Source organism: Vallitalea guaymasensis (assembly GCF_018141425.1).
Taxonomy (GTDB): Bacteria; Bacillota; Clostridia; order Lachnospirales; family Vallitaleaceae; genus Vallitalea; species Vallitalea guaymasensis.
Genome location: NZ_CP058561.1, coordinates 5,270,049 through 5,289,225 on the forward strand (window position 1 = coordinate 5,270,049; position 19,177 = coordinate 5,289,225).

At 29.5% G+C, this 19,177-nt stretch carries 17 protein-coding genes; 15 read left to right on the top strand and 2 right to left on the bottom strand.

Annotation, left to right across the window (positions count from 1 at the left end):
* Positions 1-160 precede the first annotated feature (160 nt).
* From HYG85_RS22810 to HYG85_RS22845, 8 genes are all read left to right on the top strand, one after another.
* Positions 161-835, top strand: coding sequence for a Crp/Fnr family transcriptional regulator (locus HYG85_RS22810; RefSeq protein WP_212691561.1), 675 nt, complete (start codon positions 161-163; stop codon positions 833-835).
* A gap of 147 nt (positions 836-982) precedes the next feature.
* Positions 983-1,459, top strand: coding sequence for a permease (locus HYG85_RS22815; RefSeq protein WP_212691562.1), 477 nt, complete (start codon positions 983-985; stop codon positions 1,457-1,459).
* Complete coding sequence (locus HYG85_RS22820) at positions 1,456-2,160, top strand: permease (RefSeq protein WP_212691563.1); 705 nt, start codon at positions 1,456-1,458, stop codon at positions 2,158-2,160. The genes HYG85_RS22815 and HYG85_RS22820 overlap by 4 nt, the downstream gene beginning before the upstream one ends.
* A gap of 218 nt (positions 2,161-2,378) precedes the next feature.
* Positions 2,379-4,733, top strand: a complete 2,355-nt coding sequence (gshAB, locus tag HYG85_RS22825) for a bifunctional glutamate--cysteine ligase GshA/glutathione synthetase GshB (protein ID WP_212691564.1) — start codon at positions 2,379-2,381, stop codon at positions 4,731-4,733.
* A gap of 264 nt (positions 4,734-4,997) precedes the next feature.
* Entirely contained in the window at positions 4,998-5,378 is a 381-nt protein-coding gene (locus HYG85_RS22830) for a ribosomal maturation YjgA family protein (RefSeq protein ID WP_113675058.1), read from the top strand.
* Positions 5,379-5,460: 82 nt separating this feature from the next.
* Positions 5,461-5,649, top strand: coding sequence for an H-type small acid-soluble spore protein (locus HYG85_RS22835; RefSeq protein WP_113675057.1), 189 nt, complete (start codon positions 5,461-5,463; stop codon positions 5,647-5,649).
* Positions 5,650-5,857: 208 nt separating this feature from the next.
* Positions 5,858-7,834 carry a DNA gyrase/topoisomerase IV subunit B gene (locus HYG85_RS22840; RefSeq protein ID WP_212691565.1) on the top strand — a complete coding sequence of 659 codons (1,977 nt, stop codon included), beginning with the start codon at positions 5,858-5,860 and terminating at the stop codon, positions 7,832-7,834.
* Positions 7,835-7,850: 16 nt separating this feature from the next.
* Positions 7,851-10,142 carry a DNA gyrase/topoisomerase IV subunit A gene (locus tag HYG85_RS22845; RefSeq protein ID WP_212691566.1) on the top strand — a complete coding sequence of 764 codons (2,292 nt, stop codon included), beginning with the start codon at positions 7,851-7,853 and terminating at the stop codon, positions 10,140-10,142.
* Positions 10,143-10,147: 5 nt separating this feature from the next.
* On the opposite strand, the gene HYG85_RS22850 is transcribed toward HYG85_RS22845, so the two are convergent.
* Complete coding sequence (locus HYG85_RS22850) at positions 10,148-11,464, bottom strand: helix-turn-helix domain-containing protein (RefSeq protein ID WP_212691567.1); 1,317 nt, start codon at positions 11,462-11,464, stop codon at positions 10,148-10,150.
* Positions 11,465-11,642: 178 nt separating this feature from the next.
* Here HYG85_RS22850 and HYG85_RS22855 point away from each other — a divergent pair, with 178 nt between their 5' ends.
* Complete coding sequence (locus HYG85_RS22855; RefSeq protein ID WP_212691568.1) at positions 11,643-11,825, top strand: hypothetical protein; 183 nt, start codon at positions 11,643-11,645, stop codon at positions 11,823-11,825.
* 2 nt (positions 11,826-11,827) lie between these two features.
* Complete coding sequence (locus HYG85_RS22860) at positions 11,828-12,592, top strand: alpha/beta fold hydrolase (RefSeq protein ID WP_212691569.1); 765 nt, start codon at positions 11,828-11,830, stop codon at positions 12,590-12,592.
* 148 nt (positions 12,593-12,740) lie between these two features.
* Here the strand turns inward: HYG85_RS22860 and HYG85_RS22865 are convergent, their stop codons facing one another.
* Positions 12,741-12,887 carry a hypothetical protein gene (locus HYG85_RS22865; protein ID WP_193774704.1) on the bottom strand — a complete coding sequence of 49 codons (147 nt, stop codon included), beginning with the start codon at positions 12,885-12,887 and terminating at the stop codon, positions 12,741-12,743.
* A 186-nt stretch (positions 12,888-13,073) separates the two neighbouring features.
* On the opposite strand from HYG85_RS22865, the gene HYG85_RS22870 reads away from it, so the two are divergent.
* The 5 genes from HYG85_RS22870 to HYG85_RS22890 all read left to right on the top strand — a co-directional run bounded on the left by HYG85_RS22870 (position 13,074) and on the right by HYG85_RS22890 (position 19,162).
* Positions 13,074-14,264 (top strand): MalY/PatB family protein, encoded by a 1,191-nt coding sequence (locus tag HYG85_RS22870; protein ID WP_212691570.1) that lies wholly within the window; start codon positions 13,074-13,076, stop codon positions 14,262-14,264.
* Between the two features lie 147 nt (positions 14,265-14,411).
* Positions 14,412-15,155, top strand: a complete 744-nt coding sequence (locus HYG85_RS22875; protein ID WP_212691571.1) for an acyl-[acyl-carrier-protein] thioesterase — start codon at positions 14,412-14,414, stop codon at positions 15,153-15,155.
* 272 nt (positions 15,156-15,427) lie between these two features.
* Positions 15,428-15,946, top strand: a complete 519-nt coding sequence (pyrR, locus tag HYG85_RS22880) for a bifunctional pyr operon transcriptional regulator/uracil phosphoribosyltransferase PyrR (RefSeq protein ID WP_113675050.1) — start codon at positions 15,428-15,430, stop codon at positions 15,944-15,946.
* 99 nt (positions 15,947-16,045) lie between these two features.
* Positions 16,046-17,335 carry a uracil-xanthine permease family protein gene (locus HYG85_RS22885; protein ID WP_212691572.1) on the top strand — a complete coding sequence of 430 codons (1,290 nt, stop codon included), beginning with the start codon at positions 16,046-16,048 and terminating at the stop codon, positions 17,333-17,335.
* A gap of 210 nt (positions 17,336-17,545) precedes the next feature.
* A complete protein-coding gene (locus tag HYG85_RS22890) occupies positions 17,546-19,162 on the top strand; it encodes an S-layer homology domain-containing protein (RefSeq protein WP_212691573.1) in 1,617 nt (538 codons plus the stop codon).
* The last annotated feature ends 15 nt before the right edge of the window (positions 19,163-19,177 follow it).

Sequence of the window (19,177 nt, forward strand, 5' to 3'; positions counted from 1 at the left end):
TATGATGAGCGTTTCATAGTTTGTTCAGTAATTATTATTAGTTGATAATAATTATAGAAACGAAATACAGTTGTAAGTTGACCATAAACTAATTATGTAAACTATGCATTTTGTAATTGATGTAATAGTAATAAAAATATTTGATTGGGAGGTAATTGTTATGGAAAATATTATAACGCAATTAGCTGGCTGTGAGTTATTTAATGGATTTACCCTACAGGAGATAGAAGATTTATTACAAGATATCAATTATAATATTAAAGAATATGGTAAAGATGAAATTATTGCTTTAGAAGGTGAAGAAGCTAAAGATGTAGGGATTGTTTTGTCTGGTACTTTAACAATCAATAAGTTATATCAAGACGGAAAACAAATGAATGTAAAACAAATGTTATCGGGTAATCTTCTTGGATTTGCACTGGTTTTTTCTGATTCAACATGTTATCCAAGTACCCTTATTGCTGGCGTGGATACTACAATAATCTTTATATCTCATCAAGATATTATTGCCTTATGTTATGCTAATAAATTATTACTTAGTAATTTTCTGAAGATAATTTCCAATCAATTAGTTTTTCTTAGTGATAAGATAAAAATGATTAACTACAGTACTATAAGAAAAAAGGTTGTTAATTATTTGTTAAGAGAATATGATAATCAAAAAAGTCTATTAATTAGAGTATCTATTTCTAGGAAAGAAATGGCAGAGACACTAGGGGTAACTAGACCTGCTTTATCCAATGAAATGATTAATATGAAAAAAGATGGCTTGATAAAATATGATAACAATATAATAGAAATACTTGATCTTAATAGATTAAAAGATGAAATATAGATATATGATTCAATTTGATTAATACATTATATCAAGACATTGCAGCTCTTTAGAAAATATTCTGGAGAGCTGTAATATTTATTACGGTAATTTAAAATAAAAACCCTTATAATTTTTATATCTGATAATTAAGGGAGTGAATACTCGATGACTACTGTTATTCTATTTATTATTACCATAGGTGCTCTTATCATATCTTTAGTGAAGGATAGAGCAAAAACATTGAATTCCATAAAAAGTGCAAAAGGTATGATGAAAGGTATGCTATCCGATATAATAGGTGTATTATTATTGATTGGACTTATTTTATCTCTTGTACCACCAGAGAAAATTGAAAGCTTAATAGGAAGCGGCAGTGGTTTTTTAGCTACATTGGGTGCTGCACTTGTGGGTACAATAACACTAATACCAGCATTTGTAGCTTTTCCTCTAATTGGGTCACTTAAGGCTAATGGAGCAGGTATAATAACTTTGACAGCTTTTTTAACTACATTGACTATGGTAGGTTTTGTAACATTTCCTTTGGAAAGCAAAACTTTTGGTAGAAAATTTGCGGTTAAAAGAAATGTAGTGAGTTTTATCTTTGCCATTTTAATAGCTTTAGGTCTGGGGGTAATATTATGATAAAGAAACTATCCAAACACAAAATATTATTGATAGCTATTATTGGCTATATCTGTGTATTTATAATCAATAGCGAAATAGGAATTAAAGCATTAAAAGAAAGTAAGTATTATTTCTTGGAGATGATTCAAATACTACCACCAATATTTATATTGACATCTCTCATTCAAACGTGGGTTCCAACTAAAGTCATTGTAGATAATTTTGGGAATGGTTCAGGAATAAGAGGTAAAGTGATTTCATTTGCTATTGGTTCTTTATCGGCTGGTCCTATATATGCAGCATTTCCAGTATGTAAAACCCTTACTAAAAAAGGAGCCAGTATTGATAATATTGTTATAATACTTAGTTCTTGGGCAGTAATTAAAATACCTATGCTTATAAATGAAGCAAAATTCATGGGTGTCAACTATATGGTTGTAAGATGGGTATTAACGCTAATAGCAATCATCATTATGGCTAAGATCATGAAGTTATGGATTAAAAAAGATGATTTGAAAACCATGGAATCGGATGATAATAGAGAGATTATTATAGATAAACATATATGTGTATTATGTGGAAATTGTACTAGAAAATATCCTGATATCTATATGATAAAAGATAAAGAGGTCATTATTGAAAAGACCCAACTAAATTTCATGAATAAAGATGAAATTGAAGAGTTAAAAACATGTTGTCCTTTGGGAGCAATTAAATAAATTATATTTTCAAGTGGCTAGGGATAGTCACTTTTCTTTTGCCTATAATCGGTATATTAATATATTCGAATTTTTAGCAAAAAAACCTTTCATATAAATTAATATATATGTATAATATATAAAGGTAGATATATACATAAATAGGCGTATACTGAAAAGTATTAGACAAAAAAGAAGTAGTTACTTTTATTTATGCCCCTAATTAAGGAGTGAAAATAATGCTTGAATTAAACAAAGAATTGGTAGAATTAATAACAGTTAATAAACAGGGAAAAAACTTATTATCTGGAAATTTTGGCATAGAAAAGGAAAATGTACGTGTAAACTATGATGGGAAACTGGCAATAACACCACACCCGAAAGTTTTTGGTGATAAATCTGAAAACCCATATATAACTACAGATTTTTCTGAAAGTCAAGTTGAGATGATAACACCAACTGTTGATTCATTAGAAGAGGTGTACAGCTATCTAGAGACTTTGCAGAATATAGTATCATTAAGCTTGGAGAATGAATTATTATGGCCACAAAGCCTGCCGCCCATATTACCAGCTGAAAAAGATATACCTTTAGCTAATTATAATACGGATGAAATACTTGTCAAAGATAATGCCAATCTATATAGAGAATATTTAGCTGATAAATACGGCAGAAAAAAACAAATGATTTCAGGAATTCATTATAATTTCTCGTTCAAAGATGGTATATTAAAGAAATTATATAAAAATACAGCTTCGGATGTAACATTCAGGGAATTTAAAGATAGATTATATATGAAAATGGTTAGAAACATAACAAAATATAGCTGGTTCATTATTAGACTATTAGGAAGTAGTCCAGCTATTCATGAATCATATATTGACTATTGTAAAAGATGCTCAAAACAAAATAAATCAGATAAGTCTCCATGTAATTTTACTGCATCTATCAGAAATGGTAAATGTGGCTACAATAATATTGATAACTATTATGTTACCTTAGATACTCTGGATGATTATATAAAAGGAATTCGAAAACTCATTGAATCTGGAGATCTAATTAGTTCAAAAGAATATTATAGTGTAATACGTCCTAAGAGCAATAATGGTAATTTAAGTGGTTTAGAGGAACATGGTATTGATTACCTAGAACTTCGTTTAATGGATATCAATCCATTATTTAAGTTAGGATTTAGTATAGACGATTTATATTTGATTCATTTATTCATGATATTTGCAGCAATGTTAGATGATGACTATATGGATGAAACATTGTTCAATGATTCTATTAAAAACAATCAAAAAGTAGCTGATAAAGGCAGGATGGAAAACCTAAAAATTGTTTTTGATGGTCAAGATACATCTGTAGAAGCTTTATCCCTAGAGGTCATCAATACTCTAAGACGAATAGTTACAGTAATCGATACCAAAAAAGATTTTCTAAATGGTATCATTGATAAATATGAAGAAATGATATTAGAGCATGAAAAACTATACTCAAGTATATTATTTAAAGAGATAAAACAACAAGGTTTTATAAAATTCCATTTGGATAAAGCAATCAAGTACTTGGAGAATAGTAAATCCCAAGAGTTTAATTTTATTGGATATGAAGATATGGAACTGTCCACACAGATTCTTATGCTTAATTCAATAAAAAGAGGAGTAAAAGTCAATATATTAGATAGGAATGATAACTTTATTGAATTATCTTATAAAGACAAAAAAGAATATGTGAAACAAGCAACAAAAACATCAAAAGATACGTATAGTACCGTATTGATTATGGAAAATAAATTAGTAACAAAAAAAATACTTGAGAAGTCAGGAATAAAAGTACCTGGTGGAGATGTATACACTAATATAGAAAATGCCTTGGACGATTATTATAAGTACAAAGATATGGATATAGTCATAAAACCAAACTCCACTAATTTTGGTATCGGTATAACTATTTTCAAGAACAACTATACTGAGCAAGATTATGAAACAGCTCTGCAACTAGCATTTGAAAAAGATGACACTGTTTTAGTGGAAGAATTCATTGAAGGTAAAGAATATAGAGTTTTTGTAATTGATAATGAAGTAGTTGGAGTCCTTAGGAGAGTTCCTGCTAATGTTATAGGAGATGGCAGTAGTACCATAAGAGAACTAGTTGCCAAAAAGAATACAGATCCTCTTAGGGGAAAAGGGTATAGAAAACCTCTTGAGAAAATTAAATTAGGTACTCCAGAAAAAATGTTTTTAGCTCAACAAGAACTTGATTTCGATTCTATTCTAGAAAAAGATAGGATAGTATATCTTAGAGAGAACTCCAACATAAGTACAGGTGGGGATAGTATTGATTATACTGATGATATCTCTGATTCCTTAAAAGAAATAGCTGTAGAAGCTGCAAAAGCAGTAGGTGCATCTATAGTAGGTGTTGATTTGATAACTAAGGATATTAAAGGAGATGCTCTCAATAATTATGGAATCATCGAATTGAATTTTAATCCTGCTATTCATATTCACTGTTATCCATATATAGGTGATAATAGAAAATTAGGAGAAAAAATATTGGATTTATTAGGATTCCATACTTATGACAATTAGACAAATTATATTGAATTAAAAAAACGTATAATAACAATAATAAAATAAATAAAATCGCAAAAAACAATAGATGGAATTGCTTTTTGCGATTTTTTATATAATTATATATATTAGTCGGGAATATGTATTGACACTAATTTCAATCAAATATATAATTATTTTATGTATGCAATTAATATCATCTAAATAAGTCATTTACATAGTGACTATCATCAACAGCTTATGTTAAATCATTTAATCCAATGTACATAGGAGGTACAATCTATGAAGAAAAAAATAATATACATAATAACAACTATAATAATTATCATATTAGGTTTATTATCTAGGGAAATTAAAGGAATTCCATTATTCATGGGTGATATTTTTTGGGCGATGATGGTATTTTTTATATTAGCATTTATATTCTTTAATAAAAATTCTTCTTTCATATTCATTTTAAGTATAATTATTACATATATAATTGAAATTACCCAGTTGTATCATAGACCTTGGATTGACAACTTCCGTAAAACAAGCATAGGTCATATTTTATTAGGCCAAGGGTTCTTATGGTCAGATCTTGCAGCATATCTAGCAGGTATTATTATAGGATATTTTATTAAGAAATTCATTGATAATAAGATGGAAGAATCATATAGTTAATACATATAATAATTCTTTGATAATGCATATTTTTGCCTAAGTGTCTAATAATAAGATTATTAAATAGGAAAGGCATGATAATATGAATGTTGGAAGGGCTAGTGAAATATTAGAATCAAAAGGAGTTATAGATGTAAATTATAATGGATGTTCTGTATGGATTAAAAATATTAATCAAGAAGAGCAAACAGCTGAAATAGAAATATTGGATGCTCCATCAAACAGTCAAGTTGTAAGTGTTAATGATTTACATGAAGGAACTATAGATTAATAATTGAAATATCATGTTTATGCAGGGTTCTAGCTCTGCATTTATTTTTACGCATATAACTGCATAATAAGAGGCTGATACCTGTTTAAAATTAAAAAAATGGTTAAAATCTCCTAATATATAAGAAAAAAATTGATAATTAGTTGATTATTTGATATATTAGTCATTAGTATAATATGGAATATTGTTTTTGAAAGGAGTTTTATAATTGGCTAGAGAATACAGTGGAAAAAACATTAAGGTTCTAGAAGGATTAGAGCCTGTTAGATTAAGACCAGGGATGTATATTGGTAATACCGGCAGTAGAGGGTTACATCATCTTATATGGGAAGTATTAGATAATAGTATTGATGAACATCTAGCAGGTGTTTGTGACCAAATAACAATAACGCTTAATGAGGATAACTCTATAAGTATTGAAGACAATGGTAGCGGTATTCCTATAGATTTACATGATAACACAAAAGATTATCCAAAATCTGATTATCCAAATGGGATAACTACTGAGAGGATAATATTTACTGTACTTCATGCAGGAGGTAAATTTGATCAAGATACATATAAATATTCTGGAGGATTACATGGAGTAGGTGCTTCTGTTGTTAATGCGTTATCATCTAAGTTTACAGTTGAAATATATAGAGGTGGAAAAGTATATATTGATAAATATAAAAATGGGGGACAAGCAATAACTGCTCTCGATAACGGAGAATTAACACCTGTTAAAACAACTAGAAAACGAGGTACAAAAATTACTTTTATACCGGATAAGGAAATCTTTGATTCGATAAAATTCAAGCCTAATGTAATAAAAAAGAGATTGAAAGAGATAGCTTTCCTTAACAGTGGTTTAACTATTGTATATAAAGATAATGTATCACCTGTTAAAGAAGAAATAGTATATCATGAAGAAGATGGTCTTGTAGGTTTCATAAAAGAAATAAATGATAATAAAAACAGTCTACATGAAGATATAATCTTTTTATCAGATACCAAGGATGGTATTATAGTCGAGATCGCATTTCAATTCACTAATGATTTTACAGAAAATATATTTTCCTTTTGTAACAACATAAATACTCAGGAAGAGGGTATGCACGTTTCAGGTTTCAAGTTAGCTTTAACTAGGATAGTTAATAAATACGCTAAAGAATTATCCATCTTCAAAGGAAAAGGTACTTTAGATGGTAAAGATGTCAGAAATGGTTTGACGGCTATTGTTTCTGTAAAGGTACCAGAACCTCAATTTGAAGGACAGACAAAAACTAAATTGGGAAATACAGAAGTAAAAGGCATAGTCTCAGATATAACTTTCTCACAATTAGAACAATACTGTGATAGGAATGAAAAGACAATCACCAAAATTGTTGAAAGTGCTATTAGGTCTCATAACATTAGAAAAACAGAAGCTAATGCTAGAAACAACATATTGAAAAATCAATCAAAAGTATCTTCCAACGGTAAGCTTGCCTCTTGTAGATTATCCTTAAATGAAAAAAAAGGTGTATTAACTGAATTATTTCTTGTGGAAGGTGATTCTGCAGGTGGTTCCGCTAAACAAGGCAGGGATAGACGTTATCAAGCTATTTTGCCACTAAAAGGAAAAGTATTAAACACTGAAAGAAGTAAAGTGGGTAAAATCCTTGAAAATAAAGAAATAGTATCAATCATAAATGCACTTGGAACTGGATTCGGTGATGGTTTATTCGGTAATAAATCCAGTGAAGATTTTAATATAGACAAGTTAAAATATGATAAGATCATAATAATGACTGACGGTGATGTTGATGGAGCGCATATATCAACTTTATTATTGACCTTTTTCTATAAGCATATGCCTGATCTAATTATCAACGGAAAAATATATTTGGCTATGCCCCCTCTATATAAGGTAAAATCATCAAAGCAAGAAGTATATGCTTATAATGATAGAGAATTAGAAAAAATACTTAAAAAAATGAGTAGAAGAAATATAGAAGTTCAGCGTTACAAAGGTCTAGGTGAAATGAATGCAGAACAGTTATGGGATACAACCATGAATCCTGAGACTAGAACTCTTAAAAAAGTACAAATAGAAAATATTATTCAGGCAGAAGAAACAACAGCATTATTAATGGGCGAAAAAGTACCTCCTAGAAGAGAATTTATTAATGCTGAAGCAGAGAATGCCAATATAGACTCATAGAGAAAGGAAACTAATAATGAAGAAAAACATTAAACTACCAGATCTTGCAAATCAAAATATTTTAATTGCTGATTATGAAGACGAAATGAAACAATCATATATAGATTATGCAATGAGCGTTATTGCAGCTAGAGCTTTACCAGATATTAGAGATGGTCTGAAACCTGTTCAGAGAAGAACATTGTATGCTATGAAAGACCTTAATGTCACACCAGATAAACCTTACCGTAAATGTGCACGTATAGTGGGAGATACCATGGGTAAATACCATCCACATGGAGATGGCTCTATATATAACTCAATGGTTAGAATGGCACAGGATTTTACTTATAAACAAGAATTGATTGATGGACATGGTAACTTTGGTTCAATTGATGGTGATGGAGCAGCGGCTATGAGGTATACAGAAGCTAAATTAAAGCCTATTTCTCTGGAGCTGTTAGAGGATATAGATAAAGATATAGTCGAAATGAAAACCAACTTTGATGAAACATTGATGGAACCAACTGTTCTACCAGCCAAGTTTCCTAATGCTTTAGTAAATGGTATGACTGGTATTGCTGTAGGGATGTCAACTAATTTCCCAACACATAATCTAGGTGAAATCATTGATGGTACTATTGCATATATTCAAGATGAAGATATTACTGTAAAAGAGTTGATGACCCATATTAAAGGTCCAGATTTTCCTACTGGGGGAGTAATAGCTAATAAAAATCAGCTAGAAGATATATACACAACAGGTAAAGGTAAAATCAAAATTAGAGCCAAAATAGATATTGAAAAGAATAGTAACGGAAAACATCATATCATTATAAAAGAAATTCCATATACTCTTATTGGTAATAAATCAAACCTGATAGAAAACCTAGCTGAATTAGTTAAGAATAAGAAAATAAATGGTATACAAGATATTAGAGATGAAAGTTCTAGAGGAGAAATCGAAATAATTATAGAAACAAAAAAAGATGTAGACCCTGATATCTTAGTCAATAAATTATATAGTAAAACAAAATTAGAAGATAATTTTAGTGTCAATATGCTTGCATTACATAAGCAAAAACCATATTTGTTCAATCTAAAATCAAGCTTACAAAAATTCGTTGAATTCCAGCAGGAAATCTATACCAAAAGATACCAATTCCTTCTAAATAAAGAGTTGGACAAAAAAGAAGGAACAGAAGGACTGCTCAGGGCTTATGATGAAATTGATATTATTATTGAAGCAATTAGAGGAGCCAAAAATGCAAAAGCAGTAAAAAAATGTTTGATGACTGGGGATACCACAGATATTAATTTCAGAACTAAAAAAAGTGAAAATCTAGCTAAGAAATTTGATTATACAGAGAGACAAGCAACAATTATACTGGAAATGAGATTATATAAATTAGTGGGTCTTGAGAAATTAGAAGTTGAAAAGCAATATAGAGAAATCATGAGAAAAATTAAACGATATGAAAAAATATTAGGAAACAAAAAAGAATTAAACAAAACTATAATAGTTGAACTACAAAGAATTTCTGATAAATACAGTACCAATCGTAAAACCCAGTTGAAAAACCTGGAGACCTTTAATGTAATAGAAGAAGATATAGTAGAAGATGTTTATGTACTTGTTGATGATAAAAATTATATTAAGACAGTAGACCCTAATATTTTTGAGAAGAATAAAGAGAAAATACTGTCAGAAATGAAATGTGTAATTGATGCTACTACCAAAGATAAAATTTCTCTATTTGATGAGGAAGGATATCTATATAAAATAAAAGTTGATGATATACCAAAAACTAAATTAAGTGATAAAGGAACCGCTATAAGCGTCTTAACAAGTATAAACGAAGATCACATAATAATGATTGATAAACTACTTGACAATGATAAATTATTATTTGTAACAAAATATGGTCTAATCAAACATGTAGATACTAAAGAATTCAATAGTTCCCGGTCTAAAATAGCTGCAACCAAATTAAATGACAATGACAGTGTAATTAAGATAATTAAACCGAACAACGAAGACAAATTAATAACTATTACAGCTAATGGATATGCACTAATTATAAGTACCGATGAAATACCTAACCAAAAACGGAACGCTAAAGGGGTTAATCTAATAAAACTGGGCAACAATGACCATATAATTGATATTGCATTTGTTGATTCAGAGCAGAAAACTATACAGGTAGATGTTGATGGTCAAATTAATAAGAAAAATATATCTGCTATAGGTATTCATAAGAGGAACTCAAAAGGTAAACAAATCATTCCAAGCAGCAAAAATATAATTGGATTCCTTCAGAAGAAGTAATGAAGTTACCTATAAGGTAATCCTTCTAAAGATTCTTCCATATCATTAGCCAATTTTAAATATTTGAATGCAGTTTTGTAGTCATGTAATAGATTGTAAAGTTCACTTATACTTTTATAAGCAAATATATGATAAATGGAATTTCTGAAAACTTCAAATTTGGAAATTCCTATATTCATTTGCTTCAATGCTTCTTCTAATTTACCCATTTTCATCAGAGTAAGACCGTGATATATTTTTGCAGACCACATAAAGAGATAATCATATTTATGTAGTTTTCTAACATCTATTTCCTTATAGTTTATACTTTCAAACAAAGCTAGAGATTCATCATAATCTTGTAAGAGATAAGCTACTTTAGCTTTTTCCAGAGTATAGAATACTTTCAAATCCTTACGGGGCTCTTTAATTTGATTAAGATATTCTAGGGCTTTATCTGGATTATTATTTATAATTTCATATTCAGCATAATTAAGGTATATAAGAGATAATCTAAAGGTATCTTCTGTAAAAATTGAAAATTGCTCTGCTTTTTTAATATTATATAGAAATGAGCTATAGTTCTTGCATATAAGATTAATACATGCCAAAGTCTGATATATTGTATCTGAATTATAATATATGTGGTTTTGAGCAGAAAGTGATACAGCATTTTCAAGCTTTTTAATTGCATAGTTAAAGTTACCCAAACCAGAATAAATCATTGCTTCAACAAACAAAAATCTTAGTTCAAATAAATAATCTTTAATTATTGTTGAATTGTACTTGTCCATAGCATTTTCAAGAATAGGTAAACATGCTTCATAATTGAAATCATTTAGGTATTTATTCATTTTTTCCATGTATGCCATAGCTGAATCAGAATATAATTGGTTTTCATCATAGATTTTTATAGCCTTGTCAAGGTGTTTTTCGCTCTCGTCGAATAAGTTCAGCTCTCCTAAACATTCACCTAATTTAAATAAAATGTCACCATGTAATTTACCATGATTATAAAAGTTATAGGCTGAAAGGAGATCCTTTAATTCTTCTACAGCTTCATTATATTCAAGATTATCTATTAGTATGGTAATTTCATTCATTTTAGCTTGTATTTTTTTAATGGGTAATGTGGTATTGTCCATATTTTCTTCTAGAAAAAAAGAAACTGGTTTATTTAATCTATCAGCAATCTTTATAAGATTTTTCATGGAAGGGGTAGCCATACCATTTTCTATTTGACTAATCATGCTTTTGGTCATATCTTGTCCGGCTAATTGAGTTTGAGTAATATGCAATTCTTTTCTTACTTGTTTAATTTTATTTCCTATTGTTGTGTACATTCAAATTACCTCCCAGCATCATTAATTTATTATAGTATAATTTCGTTAAACAATCAACACATGAAATTAATAAGTTAAATTATATTAAACTTTATATTTGACAATGTTAGAGTGCTATACTATAATACTATCAATAAAGTTAAATATAATTAAACTATATCTAAGGAGGTTATAAAATATGAATTTACATTCTAAAAAAATCGATGTATCAGAAATAGTTAGTATAGGTTGTATAAAGCAGCATATAATGGTTAGAGGTAATCCACAGAATCCTATAATTTTATTTATCCACGGAGGCCTGGTATACCTTATAGTTGTATATCAGATTGTTTTCAGGAAAAAATTGAACAGGATTTTTTAGTTGTGAATTGGGATCAAAGGGGAGCAGGAAAATCATATAATGAAAACATTCCAATAGATACAATGAATTTAGAACAATTTATAATTGATTTAATGGAAGTAGTAGATTATTTACTGAATACATACAAGAAAAACAAGTTATTCTTATCAGCTCAATCAATTGGTAGTGTATATGGACTTATGTCTGTACATAGATTCCCTGATAAGTTCTATGGGTATATTAGTACAGGACAAATAGTTGATACTATTGAAAATGAAAAAGTCTCCTATAACCTTATCTTATATGAAGCAAAAAAACTTAATAATACTGAAGCTATAAAAGAATTATCAGAAATAGGTAATCCACCATATAAAGATATGATTCATGATATAGGCATAGAGAGAAAGTGGTTAAGCTTATTAGGATATATTGAAAAGAACTTTGGTGTATTTGAATATATTTCTAATAATTGTACTAGAGAAGAATTGGATATCATTATGAAGGGACAAGAATTTTCAGTTAATCATTTATTTGCTGATATATATGAAAATGGTATAAATTTTTTTGAAACTATCAAGGATATGAAGGTACCTGTATATTTCTGTATGGGAAGATATGATTATGTAGCACCACAAATATTGACTGAAAAATATTGTGAAACGATAGAATGCCCTACAAAAAAATGTATTTGGTTTGAAAACTCCGCACATTTTCCTGAATTGGATGAACCAGATAAATTTTATAAAGTATTATTAGAGATATTGCATGCGACCATTGATAAGAAGTAGCCACAAAACACTTGAATACTTAATTGATGCAGGGGAGTAATACATATAAATAAAGGACTGTTCATAATTTTTAATAAAAAGATTATACTATAGATGTTATTGATGAAAAGAATTACGAACAGTCCCTTAATGTTAATTATAGATACTGCTAATATGCTGTATTTTCTTCATCTCTATCAATCTGTTTGCTTCTATGCTCATATTCCAGCATTTCTGATTTACCGAATTCAGTAGAATATTTATCATTTTTTTGAATCTTATCTTTTATCTCTTGGTTATTTTCTTGCTTCTTCATGTAATCAATCCTTTCAATGTTATAGTTATAGTATTGTTATCTTCAATGGTTTTATTCCCAAATATCAAGCTTAAGAAATTTATCATTTAATTCTTGAATAACTTTTAATAGTATGATAAGGTCAAAGTATATTAACAATAATTAAGCTACTCATATTGTTTTACAGTTCCAAAAGGAGGAAATTCAATGGAATATAATTTTGATACTATCATAGATAGAAAAGGAACTAATTCGCTAAAGTGGGAGCCAGATAAGTTAAAAGAGTTTTTTGGAGAAGAAGATATGTTGCCACTCTGGGTTGCAGACATGGACTTCAAGACTCCCCAACCAATAATTGATACAATAGTTGAAAGAGCAAAACACGGTATATATGGTTATAGTGTCAGGTTAGATGAATATTATGATTCAGTTATTAACTGGCAAAAGAAAAGACATAATTGGAATATAGAAAAAGATAGCATAGTATATACACCAGGTATTGTTCCAGCTATAAATTATATAATTCAAGCCTTTTGTTCAACTGGTGATAAAGTTATTATCCAAACACCTGTATACTATCCTTTTAAAAAATCCATTATAAATAATGGATGCAAAGTAGTGGACAATCCTTTAACATATGACGGTAAAAAATATAATATTGATTTCGAAGATTTCGAAGAAAAAGCAAAAGATGAGGAAGTTAAGATATTCATTTTATGCAGTCCCCATAATCCAGTTGGCAGGGTATGGACAAAAGAAGAATTAGAGAAGATTGGGAAAATATGCATAGAGAATAATGTTCTAGTTGTTTCTGATGAAATCCACAATGACTTGATTCTAGGAAATAATGAACATATAGTATTTGCTAACATTAGTGAAGAATTTGCTCATAACTCAATAATTTGTACTGCTCCTAGTAAAACATTTAATATACCTGGACTAGAAACATCTCATATAATAATTAAAAACAAAGAGATTAGAGATAAATATAAACACATTTTAATCAAAAACTCTATATCAGGACATAATCCCATGAGTATAGCTGCACTAAAAGCCGCTTATAACGAAGGCGAAGACTGGCTAGAACAATTGTTGCTTTATTTAGAGGAGAACCTTAATTTTATGGAAAACTACTTAATTAATAACATGAAAGAGGTAAGACTTATACGTCCACAGGCAACATACTTGGCATGGCTGGATTTTAGACTAATAGAAAAAGACAATAAAAAACTTGAAGACCTGATTTTTCATAAAGCTAAAGTTGCTCTGGATAGCGGAAACTGGTTTGGAGATAATGGTTCAGGTTTTATGAGAGTCAACTTTGCATGTCCACGTGCAATATTAAAAGAAGCTTTAGATAGAATATGTTCAGCAATTAATAATAGAACTTTACAATAAACTTAAAGAATTAGAAAGTATATTTTAATACCTTTTATATCAAATATCACCTAGAAAAATTATTTTTAGACATTGTAATTGGATAGTGATATAATATACAGTATGTTATAAGTTTAACAATTTTTAATTATAAGGGTGATAAGATATATGAGTAAAATAGGAACAGAATCTTACAGATTAGGAACTTATGCAGTTGATTTTGAAAATAGGATCAAAATGAGTACTATATTCAATTATATGCAGGAATGTGCTATAAACCATGCCCACAGTCAAAGTTATGGGGTAAAAGAGATGACAGAAGAGGGATTGTTTTGGATTTTGTCCAGAGCATATATTGATGTATTGGAATACCCTAAATTAGGTGATACGATTACAGTAAAAACATGGACAAAAGGTACTGACAAAATATTTGTGTTAAGGGATTTCAAAGTATATTCATCTGATAGAGTAATAGCTAATGTTACAACCAATTGGGTAATCGTTGATTGGAAAAAGATGAGACCACAACGTCCTAAGATACTTAATGGAACAATAGATAACCTAGAAGATGAATATGCTGTAAAAGAAGTTCCAGGAAAGATATTTGACGTTGATAATAAAGAACATGTATTTGACAAAAATATCAGTTACTGTGATATTGATATCAATCATCATGTCAACAACGTTAGATATGTTGAAATGGTATTAGATAGTTTTTGTGAAGACTATTATCTAAATAAACAACCCCAAATTCTACATATAAATTTTTTGAACCAATGTAAATATGGACAAACTATTGAACTACATAAAGGCTACAATAAAGAAACTGATAATTATTATGTTGAAGGTGTAGATAAAGACAGTAGAAAGAAATATTTTCAAGCATTAATTAAATGGACCGACAAGAAATAACCTATCATTAAAACATATACACAATAAAATAAAAAAAGAGTAGACATTTATCAAAAAATGTGATAGATTATTATAGAATTAAATAAAAAGATTTCTTTAAATTAGTACAGAGATGCTAGTAAGAAGTTTTACCGTAACATAGTTATGTAAACTATGGCTTCTTGAATGTATCTTGAAGCCTTTTTTAATGTAAAAATTTGACTATCATATGTCGGATTTTTATAATATGTTATTTGCAAGCTATAAAAATATTAATATTTTGAGGTGAACTTATGAAAGTATTAATGGACGACAAAGCTATTGGAAGGGCGCTAACACGTATATCTCACGAAATTATTGAAAAAAATAAAGGTGTAGAGAATGTTGTTATTCTAGGTATTAAGACTAGAGGTGTTCCTTTGGCGAACAGGATTGCGGACAAAATCAAAACATTTGAAGGAGTGGAAGTTCCTGTAGGAACAATTGACATCACTTTCTATAGAGATGATCTACAAAAGAAAACTCCTCAACCTGTAATAAACAATCCTTTAGATTTTGATGTATCAGGTAAAGATGTTATATTAGTTGATGATGTCATCTATACAGGTAGAACTTGTAGATCTGCTATTGAAGCAGTAATAGATACAGGTAGACCCAATAAGATTCAATTTGCATCATTAATAGATAGAGGTCACAGAGAATTACCTTTAACACCTGATTATATAGGCAAGAACATACCTACATCAAAAAACGAAGTAGTTCGTGTTAAGTTATTAGAAGTTGATGGCGAAGATACTGTTCAAATAATTTAAAGATTTCCATATTAAAAAGTGTGTACCAAATATAAAGTAGTCTAGTTTTCTAGAAAAATATAACTTATATCTATTACAAAATAGGAGGTAAATTTTATTATGGAGAACATATCAACAGGCAAAAAACTAATTTTAGGTTTACAGCATGTTTTAGCAATGTTCGGAGCAACAGTCTTAGTACCAATTTTAACAGGACTTGACCCAGCTATTGCCTTATTTGCAGCTGGTGTAGGAACACTTTTATTTCACTTATGTGCAAAAGGAAAAGTACCTGTTTTCTTAGGTTCAAGTTTTGCATTTATAGGAGCAATTTCTTTAACTCTCAATCCTAATCAGCTGGATGATGTATCTAAGATGCCAAGAGCAGAATATTTACATAATCTTTCTCTAGTAAAAGGTGGAATTATAGTAGCTGGTTTAGTATATGTAACTATGGCTATCATAATTTACTTTGTGGGAGTAGATAAAATCAAAAAATTATTCCCGCCAATTGTGACTGGGCCAATGATTATTGTAATAGGACTTAGATTATGTACTGTTGCAACTAACAGCGCATTCTTCCCAGTAATTAATGATAATGGTGATAGAGCATTTAACGGTACTCATGCATTAGTTGCAACAATAGTTGTATTAACAATGGTTGTTGTATCAATATTTGCTAAAGGCTTTTTCAAGATGGTGCCTATACTAATATCAGTAACGATCGGTTATTTATTATGTATCCCTTTTGGATTATTAGATACAACTGCAATAACTAATGCCGCATGGTTCTCAGTTAGTGATTCTCATATAACAGAACAGATATTGACATTACCATCTTTTACAATGTCAGGAATCATTGCTATAGCTCCAATTGCCCTAGTAGTATTTATTGAACATATAGGGGATATAACTACTAACGGTGCTGTTGTTGGTAAGAATTTCTTAGAAGATCCAGGTATCCATAGAACTATGCTAGGTGATGGTGTGGCAACAGTATTCGCTGGTTTAGTGGGAGCTCCTGCTAATACTACATATAGTGAGAATACTGGTGTTTTAGCTGTAACAAAAGTATATAATCCTGCTATCTTAAGAATTGCAGCGGTAATAGCTATATTCTTAAGTATGATCGGTAAATTCGGAGCAGTTATAAGAACTATACCTGGACCAGTTATGGGTGGTATAAGTATCATATTATTTGGTATGATAGCAAGTGTAGGTGTTAGAATATTAATTTCTTCTAACCTTGATTTTACTCACAGTAGAAACTTATTGATATCAGCAATAGTTTTAGTAATTGGTATTGGTGTTGATAGTTTTCCTCTAGTTGATTCATTGACAATATCAGGATTAGCTATAGCAGCTCTTATTGGAGTCATTTTAAACCTTGTTTTGCCAAAAGGTATATAACCTTAATATAGATTATGAAAAGTCCCTTAATAGGGGCTTTTTTAGATTCAAAAGAAAACTAGAATATGACTATGGAACAGCAAATACTTTATTATGGTTAAATTTCTTAGACAAAAAGTACTAAAAATCTGTTAAAATATTCATATATATATTTGAACTTAATTTTAATATGATACCAATGAAAATTACAGAAAGGAATCTAATTAACCAATGAAAATTATTAAAATAGTTTTGGGTATAATTTTACTTACTGCATTATTAACAGTTACAACAACATCTGTCTACACTACAGATAGATTCAATATGTCATATTTACATTACGGCAGTCCTAAATCCTACATAAATTATGTTAATGATACTGAAGAATCTCTAGACAATGTATCACCTAATTACATAGACATAAATAGTGAGGGACATATTGAAACAAATAACATTGATACTGATTTTATAAAGACCATGCATGATAAAGGCATGAAGGTTACTCCTTTTTTAAGTAATCACTGGAATAGAGAAGCCGGTGAACTTGCATTAGCAGATATGGAAAATGTAACAACTGAAATCAATAAAATAATAGAAACCTATAATTTTGATGGTATTAACGTTGATATTGAAGGGTTGAATGAACAAAGCAGAGAACCATTTACAGAATTTATTTGTTTACTAAGAGAAAAGCTTGATAGTAATAAAGAGTTATCAATATCGGTAGCAGCTAACCCTTATGGTTCATCTAAAGGGTGGCAAGGTATGTATAATTATAAAACATTAGCTTCTTATGCAGATTATCTAATGATAATGGCTTATGATGAAAGTTATAGAGGAAGTAAACCAGGACCAGTAGCAAGTATGTCATTCGTAGAGAATTCTATCAAAAATGCTATTGATATAGGTGTACCATCAGAAAAAATAGTATTAGGTATACCTTTTTACGGAAGAATATGGAATATAAATGATATGGATGATTCTGATAAAGATAATAAGATTCTTGGAAAAGGAGTTACTGCGGGTACTATTGAAGCTCTGGTAGCATATTACAAGGGAAGTATCATCTATGATAAAGAATCCAAAAGCATGAAAGCTACATTTACCGTTAACACTTCTGATGAAAAGAAGAATCTATATAGTTGGGGTGTACCAGTGACTGTAGGTAATTATGAAATATGGTATGACGATGACTATACTATAAAAGAGAAATTGAAGCTAGTAAGTAAGTATAATCTAAAAGGTACAGGGAGCTGGAGTTTAGGTCAAGAAAACAAAGAAATATGGAAATATTACATATCATGGTTAAACGGCAATTATTTTAGCGATGTATCTAATCATTGGGCAAAAAAAGACATATCTACTATCTATGAAAAAGATTGGATGTTAGGTACATCCAGCACACTATTTTGTCCTGATACTAGTTTAACTAGGGCACAAGCGGCAGTTACTCTTATTAGAGCCCTTGATATTGATTTAGATTCTACCTCATCATATTTTGTTGATGTGCCAGATTCATACTGGGCAAAATCAGAAATAGAAACTGCATATAAATGCAACATAATAAATGGTAAAAACAAAAAAATATTTGATGCAGATAGTACAATAACTAGAGAAGAACTGGCTAAAATGCTGTACAATCTATTAGAATCAAATATTGATATACAAAAGGCAGATAACAACTTCAAGGATATAAGTCCTAATAGTTGGTCATATGAGGCTATAACAGCCTTAAATTCAGCTGGTATATTAAAAGGATATGATGAGAATACATTCAGACCTAGAGATACTGTAACAAGGGCTCAAATGGCTTGTGTCCTTAATAGGATCTCAATTTATATAGAGTAATATTCTGGTAATAGT